Genomic DNA, 24,144 nt, shown 5'->3' on the forward strand with positions numbered 1-24,144 from the left:
CGCATGACGCCACCCGGCCAACGGCTCCGTGAACAGAAAGAGGCTGCAACTTCCTTTGCGAACATACTCATAATCTTCTCGCTGAACTTGTCCGGGTTTCATCGTTTGTGGAGGCCGCGAATGATCCAGCAATTGCACAGGCTGCTCGTCCATGCAGATCAGCGGAATTTCCGGGTCGTACGCAAGGGCATAGGTCTCCAGAATATCCTCCATACGAGCCACAAATTCGCTGCTTGATTTGGCGGGGATGCACCACTGTTTTTTCAAGTGAGGCTTAAGCCTTGTTTTTTTAAAGTCGCCCGAATGGTTTCTCGTCCCACAGACTCCAAAATATTCAGTTCGATCACCCGACGGGTCAACAGACGAATCGTCCAGCGAGCATATCTCTTTGGAGGCTCGGAACAGGCCAGCGCAATAATTCGGGCTTCCACCTCGCCAGTGATCGGCGAGGGACGTGCCGGTTCGGCGCGCGTCGGTAAGCGAACCGCCGAACAAATTCTGGCGGAAATCGGGACCGACATGACACGGTTTCCAAGTCCAGGACATTTATGTTCCTGGGCAGGAATGACTCCAGGTCACGATGAAAGTGCCGGGAAAAAGCGGTCAGCGAAGACCCGAAAAGGGAACAAAAAACTGCGAAGTGCCCTGGTGGAAGCGGCACGAGCCGCGGGACGAAAAAAGAATACCTACCTGTCGGCCCAATATCACCGGATCGCAGGCAGGCGAGGAAAAAACAGGGCAGCGGTGGCTGTCGGACATAGCATCCTGACGATCGTTTATATCTTGTTAACGCGAAAACAAGAATATAAAGAACTGGGATTTGATTATTTCGATCAACGAAACCGCGACATGGTGATGAGCCGTTCCATAAAACGATTAGAATCCTTAGGATACCAAGAATATCTGACGGAACAAACGGCCTGACAGCCGATTTAAAAAAATATACAATCCGGGGTTTGTTTTCGTATGCACATTTTTGTGTTCTAGAGCAACTTTATTTTCAGGGCAGACGTTACAGGAATTTACGGTTTGTGCCGAGAATTAATACAAAATGTGCCAAAATAATCTTACAAAATCGTCGGAATAAGCCCTTTTTAGTGCCAAGTTGAATTACAACTCACATCAGTCCTGATAATCAAGAATCCCTTGATTTTCAGGACTTTTGTTCTTTTAATAATGTGTGTTATTTAATGGAGTCCATGTTATGGGGCTTTAACCCACTATTTTGAAAGCGATTGCATATTTGGAGAGGGGGCATAACCCAACAAATAACGAATGAAAGATTTCGGCAGTGAATAGGATGTTTAACGTGTCAAAGTAATGTCCACATTTGCAGGGAAAGGTGTTGATTCCATTTTGAGTAAAAAGGGAAAAACGCTAGCCGCTTTAACACTGGCACTCGCCTTGGCATTTCCGGCTGGCTTGACCGCTAACGCTTCCGGGCAGGCTGCCGACTCAGACTATTACAACGAGGTTCACCGAAATCAGTTTCACTTCTCACCTCAAGCGAACTGGATGAATGACCCGAACGGAATGATTTATTTCGAGGGGGAGTATCATCAGTTTTTCCAATACGACCCTTACGAGAAGACTCAAGGACCCATGCATTGGGGACACGCGGTCAGCAAGGACCTCATTCATTGGGAGCAGCTGCCATTTGCCCTGGCGCCGGATGAAAACGGTGTTATTTTCTCAGGAAGTGCAGTCGTCGACTACAACAATACGGCCGGATTTGGCAAAAATGCGATGGTGGCCATCTTCACTCACGCCAATGGATCAAGGCAGGTTCAAAGTCTAGCCTACAGCACGGACAGAGGCCGGACATGGACAAAATATAAAGGCAACCCTGTTATGCCGAATCCGCCCGCTGCCGACTGGCGCGATCCGAACGTCTTTTGGCATGAAGAATCCAACCAGTGGGTGATGACTCTCGCCTCCAAAGACAGAATCATGTTTTACACGTCGCCCAACTTGAAAGACTGGACCTACCAGAGTGAATTCGGCCCAGACGGCGGCATTCAGGGAACCGGGCAAGCAGGGGGCTACTCCTTTGCCGTATCGACGCAGCGCGGGCAGTCGTTTGTGTACGAAGCCGACGTGATGCCTATTGAGAACAACACGCTAATCGGCGCGGGAGGACTGGTATTCCGGGCGGACCCGGAAATAAAGAGCGGCTATGTCGCCATGCTGAATACGGAAACCGATAAAGTTACGCTCGGAAAAATTGGAAACGATTCAATTACGGAAATTGTCTCCAAGCCCGCCGATCTCCGTGCTTCTACGACGTATCATGTAAAAGTCAAGACGATTGATGAACGGGTAAAAATTTATGTGGATGATAAGCTGATTATCGACCAGCAAGATTCGTCTTTCGGAAGCGGCTACTTCGGACTGTCGTCCTGGAACTCGTCGGCGGTCTTCCGGAACGTTAAGTTTACCAACACCTCAAATTTTGTGACCAATATTTCCGGCTGGACACCCGTTTCGGGAACTTGGGCGAACAACAATTTCGGGAAGCTCGGAAGCTCCGCGGACGATGCCTACACCATGAGCGGAGGGACCGCTTCCGATTTCAGTTATGAGACCGACCTGAGGATTTCCCAATATGACGGGGCCTCCGGCTTTGGCTCGCTTGTATTCCGGGCAGACGCGGACGGGAAAAACGGCTATGAAGCCGTGCTTGATGACGCGAACAACAAAGTCCGGCTGATCAAAACGGTAAACGGCGCAAGCACGGTTATCGCAGAGAAAGAGGCGGTCGTCGAATCAGGCAAAACGTACCATCTGAAAACAAGCGCAGCCGGCAGCGCGATTAAAGTGTTTCTAAATGGTACGCCGGTTATTGACGCGGAGGATGCAGCCTACTCCACAGGCCTGCTCGGTCTGCACGCTTCGGATGCTTCGGTCCAATTTCAGGGCGTATTTAAGACAAAGTATATTGTCACGAAAGCTACCGAGATTGAGAACCATGATTTTGAGACAGGCGATTTAACGGGCTGGAAAATTGTAAGAGGAGACGCTTTTACGAACGCGCATGTCTCGAAAGCGACGGAATATTGGGGCGGACCTTTCGGACAGCAGGGCAACAGCCATTTATGGGGAGCGGCGGTTCCTCCTTATGACGCTTTGACGGGCGAGCTCCACTCCAGTTATTTTAAGCTAAGCGGTTCGGGTGAAATCAACCTGATGATCGGAGGAGGCAATGATATCAATACCCGGTATGTTGCTTTGGTGAGAGCTTCCGACGATAAAGAACTGATCCGGCAAGAGAACAAATACTGGGCGGACGATGAAAAATATCGCCGATTCGTCTGGGACGCTTCGGATTATGTAGGCGAGGTTCTGTACATCAAGGTCGTCGATAATGCAACTGGCGGCTGGGGACATATCAACCTTGACGACGTCAATGTCTACAACACGGGAACAATACCCGCAGCAGTCGATAATAAAGCCCGGGAACCGAAGGAGCCGGAGCAGTACGAGAGCGGTACGATTACCGAATGGAAAGGAATCACCGGAGATTGGGTTCCTTCGACGAACGGCAGGGTGTCCGGCGTTTGGGAATGTCCGGCATTGTTTACCCTCCCGGTAGACGGCAATCCAAGCAACAAAAAGTGGGTGCTGCTGGTCAGTCTGCAAAACGGCTCGATCGGCGGCGGGGCCGGCATGCAGTACTTTATCGGAAATTTTGACGGCAAGCGGTTTGTAAACGACAATCCGGCGGATCAGGTGCTGTGGGCGGATTATGGCGCGGACTTCTATGCCGGTATTCCGTATAACAACATTGAAGGGAAAAACGGGGAGCGATACTGGCTCGCTTGGATGAGTAATTGGCAGTACGCCAAAAAAACGCCGACCACCACGTGGAGAAGCTCTTTGACGCTTCCGAGAGAGATGGAGCTGACTCGGACCAAAGACGGGCTTCGGCTCAAGCAAACACCGGTCAGCCTGGAAAAAATCCGCGACCTCAGCGGCAAAATTACGATGGAAAACCGGGTGATTCCGGCCGGAAGCGCACATGCCATTACCAAGACCTCGGATGTATATGAAATCCTAGCCGAGTTTGATATATCGCATTCGACCGCTTCCGAATTCGGATTTAAAGTGCACAAGGGCGCGATCAAGCACGGAGACACTCTTGAACAGACCTTGGTCGGGTATGATACTGCCAAGCAAAACCTGTTCGTCGACCGCTCGAAATCCGGCAACTTCAATTACGGCATCCATGTAAAAGGCAAACATGAGGCGCCGCTGCAGCCGGAGAACGATACGGTCAAGATGCATCTCTTCGTGGATCGTTCCGCGATTGAAGTATTCGGCAATAACGGTATCGCTGCCATTACCGATCAGGTCTTCCCCGACCCGCGCAGCACGGGGCTTGAAGTGTACAGTATCGGCGGGGACGTAAAGCTGAAGTCGCTGGACATATACCCGCTTAAATCGATTTGGGGCAAATCCCCGGTCAAAACGAACCTGAGCGGATGGACCACGGTAAACGGCATGTGGGCGGATACCCTCTATGGCAAACAGGGAGAAACGGCCGGTATGGACGCCATTACCATTTCGGGCAACACAGGCGGCGACTCTTCGTATGAAGCGGATATCCGGATTCTCGATACCGATTCTCACCCGAATGACCCGAATCAGGACTATGTTCCGAATCCGGTCGGCTCCGGAGATTTGATATTCCGTTCCGACCGGCTGGGCGAGAACGCGTATATGGTAAGATTGGATGTCCGGACGAATACGGTGAAATTGATCAAATCGGCCGGAGGCCAATCGGTGTCCCTCGCCGTTTATGGCGCGGAAGACGGACTCAATCTGACCGCTAACAAGACGTACAACCTGAAAGTAGTAACAGAGAAAGATTCGATTCAGGTCTACCTGGACAAAGCACGGATCATCACGGTCAGCGATCCTTCGTTCACAGGCGGATACTTCGGTTTGGGTGTATCGGGCTCCACAACCGCCTTTGATAACATCATTTACAAAAACAAAACGGATTTTGAGCCCGCTCCTCCGAAGCCCGTTGATACGACCGTCACAGATTTGGTTAATCCGAATTTTGAAACGGGTGACCTGACCGGATGGACGGTAGTAAGCGGCAATGCGTTCAGCGATAAGCATGTCTCGCAGGAGAAAACATTCTTTGGCGCCCTTCCTTTCAACCAGAGCGGCACTTATCATCTTTGGGGATACAATGGGGAAGAGGGCGGCGATAGCGCGACCGGCATCCTGAAATCAAACAATTTCAAGCTGTCGGGAAATGGGGAGATCAGCTTCCTGATGGGCGGCGGAAACGACTATGAGAACCTGTATGTCGCCCTGGTAAGAGCGTCGGATGATCAGGTGCTGCTGAAAACGACGAACGTCGGTTTTGATGATGATGAGACCTATCGTAGAATGACGCTGGACGCTTCCGCCTATCTGGGCGAAGTCGTATATATCAAGCTGGTCGATACCGCTACCGGAGGTTGGGGCCATCTGAACGTCGATGATTTTAAGGTACAATAAAGTCCGTTATCATGATTCGAGTGTTGACAGCCGCATAATGCACAAAGTTAGCGTCCGGTTACTTCTTGTAACCGGCGCTTTTTTGCAGCCTCGTTTCAGGGGTATGGCCTGAGCGTTTAAATCATTAAGTCAATTGTATGGTAGAAATACAGGTGTTGTCGTCTTCAAAAGTAGAGATTTCGGATTCGCTGCTTTTGCCGCCATGCTCAATTGTTACGTGGAAGGTTTGGTCGCGCGGGAGCCAAAAATCGATAAATCCATTGTCGAAAGATTGGAGTACATCTTTAATCACGACCTTGCCGTCCCGATCCGTTATGGTAACGTTGAATTTCTCATTCGCCATTTCTCCCTGGCAGCCCGTCAAGCTATGAGTGGCACAGGGATGCGTCTTATTGACATATGGAGCAATGGAAACGAAAAATTCGTTCTGGGGCAGGCTGTAGGTTGATTTGTCATTGTTGTCTGCGGTCACGGTAAGTTCATGCGATGTAATCGATGCAGATTTCGCGTCAAGTTTTCTCGAGCTGTAGTCATTCACCAATTGTTTGATGTTCGGGGCCGTCTGTTTTGCGGTCTCTTTTGTTTTGTCCCCGCCTGCGATGAGGTATGCTCCCAATACGACTACAATCAAAGCTGCAGCTATAAAAATCTTCTGTCTCATTCTCTAAACTCCTTTTCTCAGGTCGAACTTTTCTTCGGGATTATAACTCACACCCGCCTGTGAATTGTAATTTAGATTGGCACCGATTTGCAATATCGTTTAGCACAATAAAGTCCGGTCTGATCATCAAGCGGCGATCTTCCGATAGTAAATCTACAACCTTGCCGCTTGATGCCCAAGGCAGAAAGGTATGGTTAAGCACAAATAAGCGCCCTCTGCCTTTATGCAGGTTCAGGCGCTTATTTTTCATTTTACTTGAATCTCCGATAGAGAATGGATTAAAAAATCTGCATGCGGAGACAAATCCTTTTCCGAGCCTTCGTACGTAATGAGGCCGATTCCGACGCTGCCGGCAGCTTTCGCCATTTGGACGTCCGCTACGGAATCACCGACAATGGCCAGCTCCCCAGGTGAAATCTTCAGCATCGCGCAAGCTTTATGCACCATTTCCGGGTCCGGTTTTCCTTTGCTTACTTGCTCGGGGGTTATGACAAAATCAAGCAAATGATCGACTTTCAGCATCTGCATGAGCCGTGATGTGCGTTCATAAGCATCCGATGTCATGATCCCGGCAGATATCCCTTGGGAATGCAAATGATGAAATATATCAGGCACGTTATCCGTCGAGTGGAAAGCATGCTCCAATTGAAGCTGCCGGTCGGCGTTCGCGAAAATTTGCTGCGCCCTTTGCTTGCATTCGAACCAGGACCATCCCTTCAGACGATAAAGGAGCCCCGCAGTCAGAATGATTTCCTCCAGCGTCGTGGCTACCGCCAGCACCCCGGTGTAGTCAATGTGATCCGGTTGTGTAAACCCCATCATGGCGCTCCACTCATCACCGTATTCGGGACCTGCAAGACGTGTAAATTCGCTCTTTCTTAATTCATCAATGTAAGACCAGAATTTCACGGAATCGAACAAGGTGCCGTCTTTGTCGAAAGCTACCGCCCGAACATGTAAGATTTCGGAACCAACCCATATTTTTTTGCCATCCTGCATCTAAACTCATGCCTCCTTATGCTACTTGATGTGTGTCTGCAAATGCTGTTCGATGCGTTCTTTATCTCCACTGCGAATCAGTTGAAGCATCTCGCGGTGTTCTTCCACTACGGTTTGCAAGGAGGAATGGCTGTAGCCCTGAATGAGAAAACGTGCGTGGAGCTTGCCGGAGATGCTGTTCCAGATGCGGAACATGGCAGGTGAAACACATTGTTCTACAATCCTTTCGTGAAATTTCAGATCCAGATTCGAGAGACGGTCCAGATCATCCTGGTCGCTCGCTTCCTGCATATTCAGAATAATGTTGTCCAAAAAGGCAAAATCGTCGGCTGTCAGCACGCTGACAGCCTTCTGTGCCGCAAATAATTCGAAATGGCGCCGGGTAGGTACGAGCAAATGAATAACTTCCTCTTCGGAAAGGTCAACAACGACCGTCTCCCGGTAGGGATGGGAAATGACCAAGCCTTCTTGTTCCAAAATTCGGATTGCCTCGCGAATCGGACCGCGGCTGACGTTCATCTGCTTGGAGATCTCCACCTCGCGCAATCGGGCCCCCGGTTCGAGATGCCCCTTGATTATGGCTTCGCGAATTTCCTGGTAAACAAATTGACGCAAAGAAACGGTATCATTTTTTTTAAACTGAAAGCTTTCCAAATCATTGGGGTTTGTCATAAGAATCTCCGATCTGATTATTGTTTACAATAAACAATGTACTTGCTTCAATAAAATACTGTCAACGAGATTAATTACCCTGTGAACAGTGATAAGCATATTATACACCAAAATAGATTGTTGACAATCTACAAATGACACTCTATATTATTGTCATGAAACATCACACCCAGCAGGAGGAGATATGACGTGAAGATCACGAAGGTTGAAGCAATCCCTGTAAGACAAAGCAGCACGATTGAATTAATCAATGACAGCGCCCAGGATGGAATCATTATTAAGGTGCATACGGATGAAGGAATTACCGGGATTGGCGAAGTGGATTCGGCTCCGTGGGTAGTCAAATCAATTATTGATACGCCTTCCTCCCACCGCATTTGCCGAGGACTTGGGGAAATGCTCATTGGAGAGAATCCTTTCGAAATCGAACGCATCTGGGAGAAGCTGTATGTGGGAAGCACCTTCTATGGAAGAAGGGGAGTCGTCATCCATGCCATCAGCGGGATTGATATTGCGCTGTGGGATATTATGGGCAAGGCACTCAATCTGCCGGTGTACAAGCTGCTTGGAGGCGCTCAGCGCGGCAAGGTTCGGGCGTATGCAAGCACGCTGATGCCTTATACCCCGCAGGAAGCCTATGACGAAACGAAGAAGTGGGTCGAGCACGGCTACACGGCGATCAAACTGGGTTGGGGCGGATTTGAAAAGGGTAACCGGGAGATTGTGGAATTGGTAAAAGCGTCCCGCGAAGCGGCGGGCCCGAACATTGATTTGCTGTTCGACCTCGGCTTTATTCCCTCCGACGACCACCCGATCGACGCCGCCTCGCGTATGGCGCTCGCCAAAGAGCTTGAGCCTTTCACTCCTTACTGGATCGAAGAACCGCTCTTTGCCGACGATTACGAAGGATACCGCAAATTGGCGGAATCAACCTCCATCCGCATTGCCGGAGGAGAAAATGAAACGACGCGCTACGGCTTCAAAGAGCTGATCGAGCAAGGCGGAGTCGACATTGTCCAGCCGGATGTGACCCGCTGCGGAGGACTCAGCGAAGCGAAGAGAATTGCCCAGCTTGCCCATGCGCATCATATTACCTGTGTGCCCCATGCCTGGAGCAGCGGAATCGTTGTGGCCGCCTCCCTGCATTTGGTCACGGCCATACCGAACGGCGCTTTGCTGGAATACTGTGTAGCCGAGACGCCAATCCGTCAGGAAATGCTGCTCAGCGACGTTACCGTCAAGGACGGGTATGCCGAAGTTACCGACAAGCCCGGTTTGGGCGTTGAGTTGAATGAAGAGGCGCTGGAGAAATACCGCTGTGACCGATAGAACCAGGGGCTTATTTCCGTAAAACCGTCAATTGAAAGCCAGAATGCCAATGGAGGAGATATAATGGCGGGCATGATGAGAGCACTTATGTGGGAAGGGGACGGGATTCTGGCTCTAAGAGAGGTCCCGATTCCCGAGATTCGTCCCACCGAGGTACTGGTTCGTGTAAGTTATACCGGTGTCTGCGCCACGGATGTTGAAATCATAAAGGGCAAGTTCCCCTATTCCCCGCCTTATATATTAGGCCATGAAGTAACCGGGAAAGTAATTGAGACGGGCGGTAATGTCAAAGAATTGAAAGAGGGAGACAGGGTCGTAATTGATCCGGGAGTGCCCTGCGGCGAATGTTTTTTCTGCAAAGCTTCACAGCCGGAATTTTGCGCGAATTATTGTGAGCTTGGGATCAACGAAAACGGCGGATGGGCCGATTATGTCAGGGTTCCGGCAAAAAGCGCACACAAAATTCCGGTTGAAATGAGCGATGTTTCGGCTGCGATTTTCGAACCTATGGCTTGTCCCTTTGGAGCTGTGGATCATGCAGGCCTCCTGCCCGGGGAGCATGTGCTCATTTACGGAGACGGTCCCGCCGCCTTGTATTTTACGCAGATCGCCAAAATGATGGGAGCCGGACGCATCTGCGTCGTTTACAAACTTCCGGAGCGCGCGGAATTACTTCAAAGATTCGGAGCAGACGACCTGATCCCATTCGATGGACAGGCCGCCGCGCTCAAAGAGCATCCGAGCATACGTGACAGGGGCGGCTTTCAGTTGGTCATCGACGCCGTCGGTTTGTCGGATACCGTCAAAGATGCGGTTCAATATGCCAGCACAGGCGGAAGGATTATCTTGTACGGTTTTAATGATAGTCATACCGATCATTTTCCGCACAGAGAAATCATTTTTAAAGGCATCCGTATTTTTGGTCGGACCAATTCCCCTGCCGTCTGGTCCAGGGCGATCGAATGCGTGGCACGTAATCAAATCGAGTTGAATCCATTGGTCGAACGGGTGGTATCTCCGGAAGAGGCGAAAGAGATTCTGCTTGCCGGCAACCTTACCGGTCTAAAGACAATCATTTCTTGGGCAGATTAATTAAGGAGGAAGAACATGAAACTGAAACATGTACTGATTGTTCTGATGTCTGTAGTCATTCTGGTTGGGCTCAGCGGATGTGGCGGCAGCGCAAGCTCCACAAATGCAGGCGCCGGAACGGCAAGCTCTGCTGCTCCCGCAAATGGCGGCGAGGATCTGGCGAAGTTCAAAGGTGAGACGATTAATGTGCTGTCCTGGGAAGGATATCAGGAAGATGAATGGGTGAAGCCTTTTGAACAAAAATACGGCGTAACCGTTAAAGTCACTTATGCCGGCAGCGTTGATGAAATGTTCGCCAAAGCAGCGTCCGGTTCGGTAAAGTACGACCTGATTTTCATGGATGGCGGGTCCGTAAACCGTTACTACAAAATGAATTTGATTCAACCGATTGACTTGGCGAAGCTCACGAATACAAATCAGCTAATCGCAAATATGAAGTCGCTCAACGATAAGCATGTAGTAAAGGACGGAAAGACCTATGCGGTTCCGTTTGCCTGGGGTTCGCTGCCTATGATGGTTAACACGGATAAAATCAAAGAACCGATTGACTCTTGGAACGCATTGTGGGATCCGAAGTACAGCGGAAAAATCGTTACTCTGGACGATGCGGCTAATCAAACGGCAATGACAGCGATGCTTCTTGGCTTCAAAGATCCGTATAACCTGACGGACGAGCAGCTGGATCAAGTGAAGAGCAAATTGCTCGAACAGAAACCGCTGGTTCGTACCTATTACGCCGGCTTTGAAGACGGAAAAAATCTGATGGCAAGCGACGAAGGCTGGATCGGCTTCTCTATGGGACCGACAATGATTACAGATCTTCAAAAAGAAGGAAAGAACGTCGTGGAAGTGATTCCGAAAGAAGGGGCTTTGGTGTGGATTGACAATGCGGTCATCGGCAAGGATGCCAAAGATCCCGAACTGGTCCACGTATATATCGATTATCTGATTTCGTCGGAAGTTCAGGCGCAGCTGATCAAGAAGACGAGCTACGGCGGGGTGAATGCCGATTCGGCAAACAAGCTGACCGACGAGGAGAAAAAGGTTTCGCATATGGATGATCCGAATTATTTCAACAATCTTGTGTACGTAGCTTTCCCGGAAAGCTTTGAAAAACGCGTGAAGTTGTGGAATGAAGTCAAAGCGGCCCAATAACCGATTCATCTGCATGAAAGGGTGCGGCTTGGCGGCCGCAGCCTTGCTTTGGAAAGGAGAAACCTCATGATCAATCAAGAACAGGCTGTAGTGGAGCTGCGCCAGGTATCGAAACGATTTGGCAATTACGAGGCAATCAAAAATTTAAACTTGTCGATCAGAAGAGGGGAATTTTTTTCCATTGTGGGACCGAGCGGTTGCGGTAAAACGACAACGCTGAAAATGATAGCGGGATTCGATCATGCGACCGAGGGGGCGGTGTATCTATCCGGAACCTCGGCTAACCATATTCCTCCCTACAAGCGGAATGTGAACACCGTGTTTCAAAACTATGCCCTTTTTCCCCATATGACAGTCTATGACAACGTGGCCTATCCTCTGAAACTCAGGAAGGTGCCGAAGAATGTGATTCGTTCCAGAGTGATCGAAAGCTTGAAGATGGTAAGTATGGACCCATTTCTTGACCGTTCTCCGAATCAGCTCAGCGGCGGACAGAAGCAGCGTGTCGCGTTAGCCCGGGCACTCATTTCCAAACCGGAAGTTCTGCTGCTGGATGAGCCGCTTTCCGCGCTCGATTTTCATCTAAGGCAAGAAATGCAGCGGGTGCTGAAGCATCTGCAAAGGGAAGTGGACATCACTTTTGTGTACATCACGCACGATCAGGGGGAAGCGCTGAGCCTGTCGGACCGGATTGCCGTAATGAAGAACGGCGTGCTGCATCAAGTGGGTTCGCCAGAGGAGATTTACGAAATGCCCCAAACGAGCTTCGTTGCCGGTTTTATCGGAAAATCCAATCTGATTAAAGGAAGAATGGAAGGGCCAACCCGCTTTGTGAGTGACGCCGGGCTTCAAGCGATGACAAATGAGGCTTCGAATCTCTCGGGAGAGCCGCATGTTTACATTTCAGTCCGTCCGGAGAAGCTCCGGACCTCCAAAGACGATGAACGGTATGTTAACCGTCTCAGCGCGGTCTTCGTGGAAGAAACCTATTATGGCGCGGATAGAGAGTTGACGTTCAGAGAGGCCGGAGGAACACATATTCTATTGAAGCAGCAGAAGGATGGCGGGAACGTGAAATTCTCTGAGGGAGAGAGCGTGGATCTGTTCTTCCGTCCGGAGGATGCGGTTATCGTCAAAGATTGGAGGAGCTAAGATGTACGGGAAAAACCTGATGCTGATTATGATTTCCATGTGGGTACTCTTGTTCATCGTCCTGCCTGTTTCTGCGATGCTGCTGTTCAGCTTCTGGAGTATTGATAATTTCCAGATCGTTCACAGCTTTAGTATTCAAAATTACTCGAAAATTTTCCAAGATCCGATTTACTTGTCGTTGCTTTGGAAAACGATCAAGCTGGCTTTGATTGTCGCGGTGCTGTCGGCGCTTATAAGCTATCCGTTGGCATTGTTCGTCAATCACCGGAGAGGAACCTTGAAGACGATCCTGTTTCTTGGGGTGCTGGCTCCTTTGTGGGTGGGGTATTTAGTGCGGATCTATTCCTGGAGGTCGATTTTGGGAGAATCCGGGTTCATTAACTCGCTCTTGGTATTGACGGGGATCTTAAAACAGCCTTCCTCGTCGCTATTGTTCAACAGCTCCGCGGTCGTCATCACGATGCTGTGCATCGCGATACCGTTCACTTTTATCCCAATCTATAGTGCTATCGAGAAAATTCCCGGCAATCTGCTGCAGGCCGCGGCAGATTTGGGAGCAGGCGGATCAAGGGCATTCTGGACAGTTGTCTTTCCCCTCAGTATGCCGGGTGTCGTGACGGGGTTTATGTTCGCCTTCATCACCTCGTTCGGAGACTACATGACACCCTCACTGGTCGGAGGCACATCGGGAATTATGTATGGAAACATGATTCAAACGCAATTCGGCAACAGTTATAACTGGCCGCTCGGCGCTGCGCTTTCGATGATTATGCTGCTGTTCATATTGTTGGTTATTGCGGCAGCGCGCAAAATCGGGAACGTACAGGCTATCTTTGAGGAGTAGGGAGGCTGTTCATGAAGTATTTGAAATATGTAGGGGCGCTATTATTTGCGTTCATCGTATACACCTTCTTGTATCTTCCGATTCTGGTGACGATCCTGTTCTCCTTCAATGAATCGAAAGTCCAGGTGCTCCCGATCAAGAAGCTGACATTTGATTGGTACAGGGGGTTGTTCTCGAATACGGAGCTCTGGGTTGCCGCGAAAAACAGTTTAATAGTTAGCTTGCCTGCCACGTTGTGCGCCATTGTCTTTGGTACACTGGCGGCCTACTTGTTTCAGCGGTACCGGATACGCGGGGGAACATTCCTGCAATTTTTGATTCTTCTTCCGTACATTTTACCGGGAATTATTATTGGGACATCACTCAATCTGCTGTTCAAGTTTCTGAAGGTGGATGCTTCTCTGATGACTGTCATTATCGGGCATATCACGTTTATTACACCAGTTGTAATGTTTCTGGTTATGGACCGTTTGAAAAGATTTGATCGGAATCTGGAGTTTGCATCTATGGATCTGGGCGCCTCGCCGATGCGGACCTTTCTGCTCATTACACTCCCGAATATCAGAAGCGCGGTGCTGGCCGGAGCACTGCTCGGGCTGACGATTTCATTCGACGAAGTAGTTGTATCCTTCTTTCTGATTGGAACGGACAATACCCTGCCTATGCTCATCTGGTCCATGATCCGTCACGGCTATTCGCCGCAGATTAATGCGGTCTATACGTTGATCGTCTTATTTTCGTTAGGCTTGATTGCGATCGCGGGCAGCAGACTGTTTGCGCAGCGGAATTCGAAGGCTATTACTGAGGAATAACTTGCGAGGGGTTCAAAATGGCAGAGCTATGCGTGCGGCCTATTATTTATGGGAACTATGGAAAATGTGTGGAAGTTACAAACGGCACGATAAGGCTCGTCGCTACGGTAGAGTTCGGACCGAGAATTATCCGCTTTGGCTTTACTGGCGGCGATAATGTATTCTTTGAAGATACCGAGCGGCAGTTTAAAGAAACAGGCGGGGATTTCTCGGTTGTCGGCGGAGGCGAATGGCATATTTACGGAGGACACCGGCTGTGGACGAGCCCGGAGTCTGTCCCCCGAACGACATACCCGGATAATGGACCCGTGCGATGGCGAACGGCCGGAAATGGCATTATGCTGACCCCTGATGCGGAAACCTGGACCCATGTGCAAAAAGAGATTGAGGTGCAGATGAATCCCGAAAGCGGCGAAGTTACGATTCATCATCGTATTACCAATACGGGGGCCTGGCCGGTCACCTTTGCTCCCTGGGCTTTGTCGGTCATGGCTGAGGGCGGTAAGGCGATCATTCCCCAGGCGAAACGAGAGACGCTCGAACTTCCAAATCGTGTGCTCGCTTTATGGCCCGAAAGTCAAATGAACGACCACCGTGTCTATTGGGGGGAGCAATATATCCTGCTGCAGCAGGATGCAACAGCGAAACCTTTTAAATTCGGAACCAATAATGATGAGGGCTGGGCTGCCTATTACAACAAGGGCCATTTATTTATCAAAAGCTACCAGCACAACGTTCATGCGGTTTATCCGGATTATGGAGTTTCGTTTGAATGCTATACGAATCATCTTTTTCTGGAGTTGGAGTCGCTTGGTGAATTAAAGACCGTAGCGCCGCAGGAAACGGTATCGCATACGGAAAGTTGGAAATTGATTGGAAATGCAAGCTTGTCCATGGACAATGAAAACGAATTGGAATCGACGATCCGTCCGTATTTGAACAATGAATATAACAATGGCCCGGAACTAAAGAATCCGGATTAACAATAACCTGCTGCAAACCGCAAGCGTGAATGCCGTAAGAAGGCTAAGCCATGTGGTGCGGCAGGTTATTTTGTCGGGCTTATTAACCGGAGATTCTGAATTCAACAAATGCACATTTTAGTTTACATTTTATTTCGTTTTATTGTGCAAAACGGTCATGTTTATTTCTGCTAGTTTTAGAGGTATTAGGAGGATTTAATAGATTAATTTAGATAAAATATTGCATTTTTTGCACTTTAACGGAGAAAATTGCGCTTTTTAGTAAACGTTTTAATTGGCAAATGAACAATTCATTTTTTACAAAATGTATTGACGCCCGCTGAAGTCTTTGATAAATTGTAAGTGCAGAAGGAAATAAGTGTTAATGAAAGCCCTTTATTTTGTTCTCTTACTGCATTGAAATATAAAATTGTACAAGAATGGAGGTAAAGGCAATGCAGAACTCAGTACAAGTGGATTACAGAAAAAAAACGGTGATAAGACAAAAGAGCAACACGTTTGAATATTTGAAGAAGCATTACTTTCTTTATTTAATGCTCGCACCGGCTCTAATCCTGACCCTTATTTTTAAATACGGTCCTATGTATGGTGCAATTATCGCCTTTAAAGATTTCAGCCCGATCAAAGGAATTATGGGAAGTGAATGGGTGGGTTTGCATAACTTCGAGAAATTCCTATCTTCCCCTAATTTTACAGATATATTTATGAATACGCTTAAATTAAGTCTTTTTGGTTTGATTTTAGGCTTTCCCGTCCCCATCCTGCTTGCTTTGATGTTGAATCAGGTGCGCAGGGCTGGAGTCAAAAAGAACATTCAATTGTTATTGTATGCCCCTAACTTCATTTCCGTCGTCGTCGTGGTTGGGATGCTGTTCATCTTTTTGTCCCCGACAGGACCCATCAACCAGTTGTTTAGCTTGTTTACCAATGAACCGATTATGTTCATGTCTCGTCCAGAGTACTTCCGCTGGATCTATATTCTTTCGGATATTTGGACAGGGGCAGGATGGGCTTCAATAATCTATGTAGCCGCTCTTGCCAACGTTGATCCTGAGCTGCATAATGCGGCAAATCTGGATGGCGCTAATCTTCTTCAAAGAATCCGCCATATTGATCTACCAACCATTCGCCCGATTATGGCCATTGTATTTATCCTTGCGGCGGGGAACATTATGTCGATTGGTTTTGAAAAGGCTTACTTAATGCAAACGGCAACGAACCTGCCGACAGCGGAGATTATTCCGACTTACGTTTACAAGATTGGTTTACAGGCCGGCGACTATGCATACTCATCCGCAGTAGGGTTGTTTAACTCCGTCATCAACGTTATTTTGCTGGTCACGGTTAACTTCATTGTGAAGAAACTAAATGAGGGTGAAGGTCTTTACTAAGAAAGGAGTCACAAGTTATGTTCATCAAACATTCCCGGCTGGACCGTTTTATTCTCGCGCTGAACTCCACCTTTTTGATTCTGGCCGTACTGATGGTCGTTCTTCCGCTCATTTATGTGGTCATTGCATCCTTCATGGACCCGTCGGTACTGCTCAACCATGGATTATCGTTTAACATCTCGGACTGGTCATTGGAGGGATACAAAAAGATTCTGAGCAATCCGGCCATGATACGAGGTTTTGGAAACGCTGTCTTTTACGCCTCTGCATTTGCTATTCTTACGGTTATGGTCTCTATTTGCGCAGGATACGCCTTGTCGGATGAAAGGCTAAAGGGAAGAAGCTTCTTTATGACCTTGTTCCTCATTACGATGTTCTTTGGAGGAGGACTTGTTCCAACTTACCTGCTGGTCAAGAATCTGGGGCTTCTTAATACAGTTTGGGCTGTGATCATTCCCGGGGCGGTCAACATATGGAACATTATTTTGTCCAGAACCTTCTTCAAAGGAGTGCCCAAAGAACTGAGGGAAGCCGCTAATGTGGACGGGGCGTCGGAGATGAAGATATTCCTCAGCGTTGTATTGCCGCTCTCCAAACCCATTATCTTCGTGCTTGCTCTGTATGCCTTTGTCGGCCAGTGGAATTCCTACTTTGATGCCATGATCTATCTGGATAATCCGAGCCTTCATCCGCTGCAGCTCGTGCTGCGTTCCATCCTGATTCAGAATCAGGTCGATCCAAGCATGATCAGTGATCAGCTCGCCATGGCGGAAATGAAAAAATTGTCTGAAATCATCAAATATGCGGCGATTGTTGTGTCCAGTTTGCCTCTCCTTATTATGTATCCGTTCTTTCAAAAGTATTTTGAAAAGGGTGTCATGGTCGGTTCCCTTAAATAGGAATCGAGCTGCACATAGATGGAATATTTTCATTCATCCTAATTTGGAGGTCATATGCTATGAAAAGATTAAAGAAATCAAAAGTTTTAGCAAAAGCAGCTTCCGCAACCGTACTTGCTTCTCTCGTAATTCTTACTGCATGCAGCAGCGGAGGGGGAGGGAGTGCGGCGAGTGAAAAACAAGATCCCAACGGTAAAATAACCCTGAATTTTATTACGCAAAGCTCACCGCTTGCACCAGCCGATCCCAATGAAAAGCTGATCAATAAACGTCTCGAAGAAAAAACAAATGTGCATATTAATTGGAAAAACTTTACCAAAGATGTGTTTGTGGAAAAAAGAAATCTGGCGGTTGCAAGCGGCGATCTTCCCGATGCGATTTTCAATGCGGACTACAGCGACTATGAGCTGCTCAAGCTCGCTAAGAACGGCACCCTCATTCCGCTGAATGATCTGATCGACAAGTATATGCCCAACTTAAAAAAAGTGCTGGAAGAAGCCCCTGAATACAAGGCCATGATTACGGCGCCGGACGGCAACATTTATGGATTTCCATGGATTGAAGAGCTGGGTGAAGGAAAAGAACGAATTCAGGCTGTAGACAGCATGCCTTGGATCAATGTGGATTGGCTCAAGAAGCTTGGACTGAAAATGCCGACAACAACGGAAGAACTGAAGAAAGTACTGATCGCGTTCAAGACACAGGACCCGAATGGCAACGGTCAGGCGGATGAAATTCCATTGTCCTTTATTAACAAGCCGGGTGCGGAAGATCTGACTTACCTCTTCGCTGCTTTCGGAGAAGGCGAGAACCCTGACCATGCGATCGTAGGCAATGATGGCAAAGTGATCTTTGCGCCGGCGGATGAAGGCTACAAAAACGCGGTTTCCTATATCAATGAGCTTTATAAAGAAGGCTTGATTGATGTGGAAGCGTATACACAGGACTGGAGCACTTACCTGGCCAAAGGGAAGGCCCAAAGATACGGCCTTTACTTTTCCTGGGATAAAGCCAACATCTCCGGAGCAAACGAGTCTTATCAAGTATTGCCGCCGCTCGCAGGTCCAGATGGTCAAATTAACGTAGCCCGTACCAACGGTCTTGGCCTTGCCCGCGGTAAAATGGTTGTTACAAGTGCGAATAAAAACCTGGAAGCGACTGCAAAATGGGTCGATCAGCTGTATGATCCGGTTCAATCCGTACAGGACAACTGGGGAACCTATGGGGACACCAAGCAGCAGAATATCTTTGAATTTGATGAAGCCAAAGGCATGCTGAAGCATCTGCCGCTCGAAGGCGCGGCTCCCGTTGAGCTTCGCGAAAAAACGAGCATCGGCGGACCGCTGGCTGTCCTTAACTCCTACTATGGCAAGTACACGACCGTACCGGATGACGCAAAGGGCAGAATGGATATTATCAAGAACATCATGGCCCCGCACATGAAAGAGGAGAACGTAATGCCAAGCGTATTCAACTCGATTGAAGAACTGGACCGCCTCACAACAATTGAAGCAGACTTGTTCGCCTACGTGCTCAGAATGCGTACGGAATGGTACCAGAACGGCAAAGTGAACGAGCAGTGGGGAGATTACCAGAAAGAACTTAAACGCCTCGGTTTGGATGAATGGCTGAAGATCAAACAGGACGGTTATGACAGAGCGACGAAAAAATAAGCGATAGAACGATAAAGGCCGTGTTCCATGCAGTTATACTGCAGGGACACGGCCTCGTTCTATAGCTCGTATTTTCAATCCGTCTCAGTAAACCATAGAGGGTCATCGCAATCAACATCACCGTTATAATTGATTAGTATCTCATCCCCTGCATTTATCTCCGTATACGCATAGAAGTCAAATGTGTGATTCTTAAAGTTAATATCATACGTGGCGTTAGGGGTGTATGAATGGTTAAACAAACTGCCATATCCTAAAAGGACGGCAGTGTGGTTAGCGCCATACTCAAATACATAATCTGAAAGTATTGTTTTCTCTATGAACTCATGATCTTCATTAGGATAAGGAATGACCGGTGCTTCATGTATAAGTTCACCCTTTTCGATATCCCGTGTTGCAAATAATCCTCTGTTGAACTCCCCATTGCTAAGTTTGGAAATTTTTATCTCAATCATAATTTGTCACCTGCACGTTCTTTAGTGTATTGAATCCTATTGACCATTTGATCACGTTTAAGGAATAATTTTAACTTACTCTCGGCAGTACGGCAAGCAGAAGAGTCATTAACGGGAAACGAGAGCTGAATAACCCACACAGGATTGTTCTGTTAACCCTTCCGCCGGTAATAAGAAGGGCTTTTGCCTTCGACGGTTTTGAAAAAGCGGCTGAACGCGTGGATGCTGGAGAACCCCATGTTCTCGGCGATGATGGTCAGCGGGTCGGCGGTGAACTGGATCATGTGCCGGGCCGCGTGCGCGCGCATGAGCTGATGATACTGAATGGGACTCATGCCGAAAGCTTGCTGAAACAGGCGGACCAGATAGTGCTTGCTGATTCCGGACATTCTTGCGATTTCATCCAGGCTGACTTTGCGGTTCGTATTGTGCATCAGATATTGTTTAATGTGCATCAGGGTATGCATGTTGGTTTCGACATGGGAGTTGAGGCTCCAATAATTTTCGCGGAGCAGTTGAGTCCACAACTGAATGAATAAGCCTTTAACTTTGAACTCGTAAAAAGGCATTTTCGTTTCGTACTCGTAGATGATGTCCAGCAGCATTTTTTCAATAAACACCGGATTCTTCAGCCGGAGGTGGCTGGATAAGGGAACGGGCATTTCATCGATAATATCCGGGCGGAAATAAGCCAATTCCTCGGATTCGATTTCTTCAATCGGCCGAAACGACACTTTCACCTTCTCGCTGTCCTCCGTATAGAAGAAGTCGAAATGGATATGAGGTTGGCGGAGTCTCTGTTTGCCGACCTTCTTAATTTTATGCCGCTGCTTGGGACGGAACAGAAAAATATCGCCGCGAACCCCTTCATAGACCGTATCCTCGATCGTCACGATCACCTTGCCCTCCATAATATACAGCAGCTCATAATCGAACAGCTGTCTCTCTTTTATGACCCAAGAACCTTCAACAATATTATCCATCGCTACACGAATGTAAGGCGAAATTTGGTGCAGAATCATGATGATCAACTCCTTTCCCCTTTAATGAAAGCGTATCACAAAAGCAAGAAATGATAAATAAAAAATAAGCCATGCTAAATACGCGGCTTAAAAATAGGGTTACGATAAAGATGTACTTCAAAGGCATAAGCAATATTTGCCATCTTTGAAGAATAACGATCCAGAGGGGGATATACAAACCATGAAGAACAGATTTTCGATTATTCTGATGGCATGTTTGTTAATTCTCAGTTTGGCGGCCTGCGGCAGCAATTCCACCCCTAAAAATGAAAACGCTTCATCGGGGGCGGGTCCGGTTACGTTATCGATCGCCATGCACGTAGCCAACGTCAAAGAACAAGAACCTTATATGTATGGCATCATTCAAAAGTTCCAGGAGAAATACCCTGATATCAAGATCGATCTTACGGGTGCGGAAACCCAGGAGCATGTCAAGAAAATGAAAATGATGTCCCAGTCGGGCAATCTTCCGGATATTTTCTGGATGCTGCCGGCTCCGGCCAAGGAAATGAATAAGGCGGGATTACTGCTGGACTTGACCGATTTCCTGAAGAGCAACCCGGAGGTTGCCGCAGGCATTGATTCCCAAATGGTAAGCGATTACCAGGATGGGGGTAAGCAGTTCGGGCTGCCTTATCAGGCGCTCGTGACCGGGTTATGGTACAACAAGGCATTGTTCGATCAATACAAAGTCAAAGTGCCGGAAACATATGAGGAGCTGCTGGCGGCGGCAAAAGTGTTCAAAGCGAACAATGTCGTTACCATTGCGAAAGGCTCGAAGGATACGTTCAGCACATGGGCTTTCCTCGGCATGCTGACCCGGTATGGATTCTTTGACAAAATCGCCGATATTGAGAGCGGCAAAGAGAAATTCAACAATCCCGACTTTTTGAAGCTATTCAACAAGATTGACGAGCTGCGGGTGAACGGGGCTTTCCCGGAAAATGTCTCGACGCTGTCGTATTTTCAGGCGGTCGAAATGTTTACCGGAGGCAAGGCCGCCATGCTGGATGCCGGTGTGTGGGAGACGAAGAAGATTGAAGGCAGTCCGATTGCCAAGACGGCAGGCTTCTCCTGGGGCCCGACCTTCTCCGACGGCGTCGGCAACCAGAAAATTGCCATGGCTGTCGCCGCAGCTCCGCTGGTCGCAAGCGCGAAAGTGAAGGATGACCCGGCCAAGTATGATGCGGTTCAGAAGTTTTTCGCTTTCTTTTACAGCCAGGAAGGCGCGGCGGTGATGGCCGAGAATGAGGCGCCGCCGGTCGTGAAGTATACGGGAACTGTGGACAAGGCGAAATATCCGGTATACGCGGAAGTCATCAGCAAGCTGAATGAGCCGGGATGGGAGCGGCCAAAGGCGCAGCCCGACCTGGTGGTGAGCGAAGCGGTGGCCAACCAGCTTAACGACAGCATTTATGGCGTCATCAACGGCATTTACAAACCGGAACAAGCGCTCGATCTGATCGACCAGAAAGTGGCGAAGTAACAGGAAAGCATCGGCTGCTGCCTTCATTCAGGTGCCTGGCGGCAGCCAAATAAACCTTCGGAAAGGCGGTTGATGTCATGATTAGAAGCTTTGCTCTGGGAGCGCTGATCCTCTTACTTCTTGCAGCGGCGAGCTCCATGCGATCCGAAGCCATTTTACAGGTCTGGGGGAGAAAAAGATGATTTGGCTCAGTAAAAGAAGAACCATTTTTTTCATGCTGATCCCCACGCTGATTGTCTATTTAGGCTACATCATCATGCCTGTACTGATTTCCTTCTATTATAGTCTGACCGAGTATACGGGAATCGGGGCGGCGAGATTTATCGGATTGGATAATTTCAACAGGCTTTTGAATGATTCTCTATTCTGGATATCGCTTAAGAATACGCTGATTGTTCTGGCCGTCGCCTTGCTGCTGCTCCTGCCGGGAGCTTTCCTGCTCGCCCTGCTGCTTAACGTAAAGGTTAAAGGAGGCAATGCCGTAAAAGCGCTGAATTTCGCCCCCAGCATTGTCGCTCCGATCCTGGTGGGCCTCATCTGGGTGTTTATTCTCGACCCGCAGATGGGGATGATCAACGTGATTTTGACCAAGCTGGGTCTCGGGCAGTTCGCCCTGTCCTGGATTGGTGGGAAGACTTTGACCCCGTATTCGATCGGCATTGTGTTTACTTGGCAGATGATCGGATTTCTGGCAACCATTTTCCTGGCCGGACTCAAGATGATTCCAAGGGATGTCTACGAATCCAGCTCCATGGATGGGGCCAGCAAGGTCCAGCAGATGTTCAGGATCACCATTCCGATGATGAACGAAACGGTCAAGATTAATGTCATTCTGATCATTACAGGCGTATTCAAAATCTTTGAAACCGTGCTGCTGCTGACGAACGGAGGACCCAACCATCTATCCGAGGTCATGGTTACCTACATGTACAATGTAACCTTTACCTCGGGCGAGTATGGTTACGGCATGGCCATCGCCACCGTTACCTTTCTGCTGACCTTGATCTTTTCCCTGGTCTATATGAGCTTGAGCAGAAAGAGCATTGAGGAATAGGGGGAGAGCCTGATGAATTCTATATCCGGTGCTACGACAAGCTCTGTTGCGAAGGAAGCGAAACGTATGAAAAAGGGGCGTATAAGCGGCAATGCGGGTATGACCGTCTTAGCTTACATCATCACCCTGCTGATGTTGTTTCCTTTCCTATGGATGCTTCTGCTGTCGTTCAAGACGAACAGCGACATTCTGAATAATCCGTTTAGCCTGCCCGAGACGCTGAGCTTTGACAATTACGAGCGGGCGCTTACGACGCTGAATATGGGACTGCTGTATAAAAATACGTTCATCATCGCTGTCATCACCATCGTAATCGAAGTCTTGATTACGTTTATGAGCTCTTATGCCTTGACGCGGATGGTGTTTCGCTCCGAACGCTTGAGACGGTCCGTAACCGCTTTCCTGCTGGCCGGATTAGCCATACCCGCGTTCATCCTGCTGTTCCCGGTATACCGGCTGACCCTATCCTTCGGGCTGCTCAATACGTACGCTTCGCTAATCATTCCCTATATCGCGACTTCGATTTCCTTCAATACGCTGCTGTTTACCGGCTTTCTCTGCGGATTTCCGAGAGAGGTAGAGGAAGCGGCGATTATCGACGGAAGCGGTCTCCTTACGCTGGGCAGGTCGGTCGTATTCCCGATTATTATGCCGGTGGTCGCTACGGTGTTTATTTTTAACATGCTGTATATCTGGAATGAGTTCCCATTCGCGGTCACCTTAATCAGCGATGAGACGATGACCACGATCTCGCTTGGCATTTCCCAGTTCAAGGGCCGCTTTAACATTGATTACGGCGGCATCATTGCGGCGAGCACGCTGCTCATTATTCCGCAGCTGGTGTTCTTCGCCGTCTTTCAAAGATTCATTATCGAAGGCATGACAGCCGGGGCCGTAAAGGGTTAACCGGCAGCCTGCCGGGTGCGTGCTAACAACCTGCGGCAACAACTC

21 protein-coding genes and 3 pseudogenes are annotated in these 24,144 nt (G+C 48.6%); 16 read left to right on the plus strand and 8 right to left on the minus strand.

The features are described 5' to 3' along the window. Together L691_RS27705 and L691_RS31020 are read right to left on the minus strand one after the other, a co-directional pair. Positions 1-267 (minus strand): annotated as a pseudogene (locus L691_RS27705) (IS630 family transposase); the annotation flags it as partial. Further along, positions 264-521 carry a helix-turn-helix domain-containing protein gene (locus L691_RS31020; protein WP_232229081.1) on the minus strand — a complete coding sequence of 86 codons (258 nt, stop codon included), beginning with the start codon at positions 519-521 and terminating at the stop codon, positions 264-266. The pseudogene L691_RS27705 and the gene L691_RS31020, both read right to left, overlap by 4 nt. On the opposite strand from L691_RS31020, the pseudogene L691_RS0103260 reads away from it, so the two are divergent. The 3 genes and pseudogenes from L691_RS0103260 to L691_RS33310 all read left to right on the plus strand — a co-directional run. Next, positions 472-924 (plus strand): annotated as a pseudogene (locus L691_RS0103260) (transposase); the annotation flags it as partial. The gene L691_RS31020 and the pseudogene L691_RS0103260 overlap by 50 nt on opposite strands. Positions 925-1,320: 396 nt before the next feature. Beyond that, a pseudogene (locus L691_RS34050) lies at positions 1,321-2,424 on the plus strand (GH32 C-terminal domain-containing protein); the annotation flags it as partial. Between the two features lie 30 nt (positions 2,425-2,454). Next, complete coding sequence (locus L691_RS33310; protein ID WP_332249025.1) at positions 2,455-5,514, plus strand: glycoside hydrolase family 32 protein; 3,060 nt, start codon at positions 2,455-2,457, stop codon at positions 5,512-5,514. Between the two features lie 124 nt (positions 5,515-5,638). On the opposite strand, the gene L691_RS0103270 is transcribed toward L691_RS33310, so the two are convergent. Genes L691_RS0103270 through L691_RS0103285 form a run of 4 tightly spaced genes read right to left on the minus strand, consistent with a single transcriptional unit; the run spans position 5,639 to position 7,846 of the window. Continuing rightward, complete coding sequence (locus L691_RS0103270) at positions 5,639-6,175, minus strand: CueP family metal-binding protein (protein WP_025688767.1); 537 nt, start codon at positions 6,173-6,175, stop codon at positions 5,639-5,641. Positions 6,176-6,215: 40 nt separating this feature from the next. Continuing rightward, on the minus strand, positions 6,216-6,425 hold the full coding sequence (locus L691_RS0103275) for a hypothetical protein (RefSeq protein WP_025688768.1): 210 nt from the start codon (positions 6,423-6,425) through the stop codon (positions 6,216-6,218). After that, complete coding sequence (locus L691_RS0103280) at positions 6,422-7,174, minus strand: HAD family hydrolase (RefSeq protein WP_025688770.1); 753 nt, start codon at positions 7,172-7,174, stop codon at positions 6,422-6,424. The genes L691_RS0103275 and L691_RS0103280 overlap by 4 nt, the downstream gene beginning before the upstream one ends. A gap of 21 nt (positions 7,175-7,195) precedes the next feature. Beyond that, a complete protein-coding gene (locus tag L691_RS0103285; RefSeq protein ID WP_025688771.1) occupies positions 7,196-7,846 on the minus strand; it encodes a GntR family transcriptional regulator in 651 nt (216 codons plus the stop codon). Positions 7,847-8,035: 189 nt separating this feature from the next. On the opposite strand from L691_RS0103285, the gene L691_RS0103290 reads away from it, so the two are divergent. The 10 genes from L691_RS0103290 to L691_RS0103335 all read left to right on the plus strand — a co-directional run bounded on the left by L691_RS0103290 (position 8,036) and on the right by L691_RS0103335 (position 19,176). Further along, a complete protein-coding gene (locus L691_RS0103290) occupies positions 8,036-9,175 on the plus strand; it encodes a mandelate racemase/muconate lactonizing enzyme family protein (RefSeq protein ID WP_025688772.1) in 1,140 nt (379 codons plus the stop codon). 63 nt (positions 9,176-9,238) lie between these two features. Continuing rightward, a complete protein-coding gene (locus L691_RS0103295; RefSeq protein ID WP_025688773.1) occupies positions 9,239-10,267 on the plus strand; it encodes a zinc-dependent alcohol dehydrogenase in 1,029 nt (342 codons plus the stop codon). 15 nt (positions 10,268-10,282) lie between these two features. After that, complete coding sequence (locus L691_RS0103300; protein ID WP_025688774.1) at positions 10,283-11,422, plus strand: ABC transporter substrate-binding protein; 1,140 nt, start codon at positions 10,283-10,285, stop codon at positions 11,420-11,422. A gap of 66 nt (positions 11,423-11,488) precedes the next feature. Beyond that, positions 11,489-12,574 (plus strand): ABC transporter ATP-binding protein, encoded by a 1,086-nt coding sequence (locus L691_RS0103305; protein WP_025688775.1) that lies wholly within the window; start codon positions 11,489-11,491, stop codon positions 12,572-12,574. A gap of 1 nt (position 12,575) precedes the next feature. Further along, positions 12,576-13,418, plus strand: a complete 843-nt coding sequence (locus L691_RS0103310; protein WP_025688776.1) for an ABC transporter permease — start codon at positions 12,576-12,578, stop codon at positions 13,416-13,418. Between the two features lie 11 nt (positions 13,419-13,429). Continuing rightward, positions 13,430-14,230, plus strand: a complete 801-nt coding sequence (locus L691_RS0103315) for an ABC transporter permease (RefSeq protein WP_025688777.1) — start codon at positions 13,430-13,432, stop codon at positions 14,228-14,230. A 17-nt stretch (positions 14,231-14,247) separates the two neighbouring features. Further along, complete coding sequence (locus L691_RS0103320) at positions 14,248-15,213, plus strand: hypothetical protein (protein ID WP_025688778.1); 966 nt, start codon at positions 14,248-14,250, stop codon at positions 15,211-15,213. A 533-nt stretch (positions 15,214-15,746) separates the two neighbouring features. After that, positions 15,747-16,604 (plus strand): ABC transporter permease, encoded by an 858-nt coding sequence (locus L691_RS0103325; protein ID WP_408634729.1) that lies wholly within the window; start codon positions 15,747-15,749, stop codon positions 16,602-16,604. Between the two features lie 17 nt (positions 16,605-16,621). Next, complete coding sequence (locus tag L691_RS0103330) at positions 16,622-17,503, plus strand: carbohydrate ABC transporter permease (protein WP_025688781.1); 882 nt, start codon at positions 16,622-16,624, stop codon at positions 17,501-17,503. Positions 17,504-17,562: 59 nt separating this feature from the next. Beyond that, positions 17,563-19,176: an ABC transporter substrate-binding protein gene (locus L691_RS0103335; protein ID WP_025688783.1), complete on the plus strand. Its 1,614-nt coding sequence runs from the start codon at positions 17,563-17,565 to the stop codon at positions 19,174-19,176. A gap of 74 nt (positions 19,177-19,250) precedes the next feature. Here L691_RS0103335 and L691_RS0103340 read toward each other — a convergent pair whose 3' ends face one another. Both L691_RS0103340 and L691_RS0103345 read right to left on the minus strand, forming a co-directional pair. Then, a complete protein-coding gene (locus L691_RS0103340) occupies positions 19,251-19,631 on the minus strand; it encodes an SET domain-containing protein (RefSeq protein ID WP_025688784.1) in 381 nt (126 codons plus the stop codon). 152 nt (positions 19,632-19,783) lie between these two features. Further along, positions 19,784-20,653 (minus strand): AraC family transcriptional regulator, encoded by an 870-nt coding sequence (locus L691_RS0103345; RefSeq protein WP_025688786.1) that lies wholly within the window; start codon positions 20,651-20,653, stop codon positions 19,784-19,786. A 181-nt stretch (positions 20,654-20,834) separates the two neighbouring features. Here L691_RS0103345 and L691_RS0103350 point away from each other — a divergent pair, with 181 nt between their 5' ends. The 3 genes from L691_RS0103350 (at position 20,835) to L691_RS0103365 (ending at position 24,099) form a co-directional block, all read left to right on the plus strand. Continuing rightward, positions 20,835-22,139, plus strand: a complete 1,305-nt coding sequence (locus tag L691_RS0103350) for an ABC transporter substrate-binding protein (protein WP_025688787.1) — start codon at positions 20,835-20,837, stop codon at positions 22,137-22,139. A 178-nt stretch (positions 22,140-22,317) separates the two neighbouring features. Beyond that, positions 22,318-23,193 carry a carbohydrate ABC transporter permease gene (locus L691_RS0103360; protein ID WP_025688788.1) on the plus strand — a complete coding sequence of 292 codons (876 nt, stop codon included), beginning with the start codon at positions 22,318-22,320 and terminating at the stop codon, positions 23,191-23,193. Between the two features lie 12 nt (positions 23,194-23,205). After that, positions 23,206-24,099, plus strand: coding sequence for a carbohydrate ABC transporter permease (locus L691_RS0103365; RefSeq protein WP_025688790.1), 894 nt, complete (start codon positions 23,206-23,208; stop codon positions 24,097-24,099). Positions 24,100-24,144 lie beyond the last annotated feature (45 nt).

It is taken from the genome of Paenibacillus zanthoxyli JH29, from assembly GCF_000520715.1.
Classification (GTDB): Bacteria; Bacillota; Bacilli; order Paenibacillales; family Paenibacillaceae; genus Paenibacillus_AQ; species Paenibacillus_AQ zanthoxyli.

Bases quoted from the DNA above. Each gene is read 5' to 3' on its own strand.
- L691_RS31020 (WP_232229081.1), bottom strand. From the start codon at position 521: ATGTCGGTCCCGATTTCCGCCAGAATTTGTTCGGCGGTTCGCTTACCG.
- L691_RS0103270 (WP_025688767.1), bottom strand. From the start codon at position 6,175: ATGAGACAGAAGATTTTTATAGCTGCAGCTTTGATTGTAGTCGTATTG.
- L691_RS0103275 (WP_025688768.1), bottom strand. From the start codon at position 6,425: ATGAAAAATAAGCGCCTGAACCTGCATAAAGGCAGAGGGCGCTTATTT.
- L691_RS0103280 (WP_025688770.1), bottom strand. From the start codon at position 7,174: ATGCAGGATGGCAAAAAAATATGGGTTGGTTCCGAAATCTTACATGTT.
- L691_RS0103285 (WP_025688771.1), bottom strand. From the start codon at position 7,846: ATGACAAACCCCAATGATTTGGAAAGCTTTCAGTTTAAAAAAAATGAT.
- L691_RS0103295 (WP_025688773.1), top strand. From the start codon at position 9,239: ATGGCGGGCATGATGAGAGCACTTATGTGGGAAGGGGACGGGATTCTG.
- L691_RS0103300 (WP_025688774.1), top strand. From the start codon at position 10,283: ATGAAACTGAAACATGTACTGATTGTTCTGATGTCTGTAGTCATTCTG.
- L691_RS0103305 (WP_025688775.1), top strand. From the start codon at position 11,489: ATGATCAATCAAGAACAGGCTGTAGTGGAGCTGCGCCAGGTATCGAAA.
- L691_RS0103310 (WP_025688776.1), top strand. From the start codon at position 12,576: ATGTACGGGAAAAACCTGATGCTGATTATGATTTCCATGTGGGTACTC.
- L691_RS0103315 (WP_025688777.1), top strand. From the start codon at position 13,430: ATGAAGTATTTGAAATATGTAGGGGCGCTATTATTTGCGTTCATCGTA.
- L691_RS0103320 (WP_025688778.1), top strand. From the start codon at position 14,248: ATGGCAGAGCTATGCGTGCGGCCTATTATTTATGGGAACTATGGAAAA.
- L691_RS0103325 (WP_408634729.1), top strand. From the start codon at position 15,747: ATGCTCGCACCGGCTCTAATCCTGACCCTTATTTTTAAATACGGTCCT.
- L691_RS0103330 (WP_025688781.1), top strand. From the start codon at position 16,622: ATGTTCATCAAACATTCCCGGCTGGACCGTTTTATTCTCGCGCTGAAC.
- L691_RS0103335 (WP_025688783.1), top strand. From the start codon at position 17,563: ATGAAAAGATTAAAGAAATCAAAAGTTTTAGCAAAAGCAGCTTCCGCA.
- L691_RS0103340 (WP_025688784.1), bottom strand. From the start codon at position 19,631: ATGATTGAGATAAAAATTTCCAAACTTAGCAATGGGGAGTTCAACAGA.
- L691_RS0103345 (WP_025688786.1), bottom strand. From the start codon at position 20,653: ATGATTCTGCACCAAATTTCGCCTTACATTCGTGTAGCGATGGATAAT.
- L691_RS0103350 (WP_025688787.1), top strand. From the start codon at position 20,835: ATGAAGAACAGATTTTCGATTATTCTGATGGCATGTTTGTTAATTCTC.
- L691_RS0103360 (WP_025688788.1), top strand. From the start codon at position 22,318: ATGATTTGGCTCAGTAAAAGAAGAACCATTTTTTTCATGCTGATCCCC.
- L691_RS0103365 (WP_025688790.1), top strand. From the start codon at position 23,206: ATGAATTCTATATCCGGTGCTACGACAAGCTCTGTTGCGAAGGAAGCG.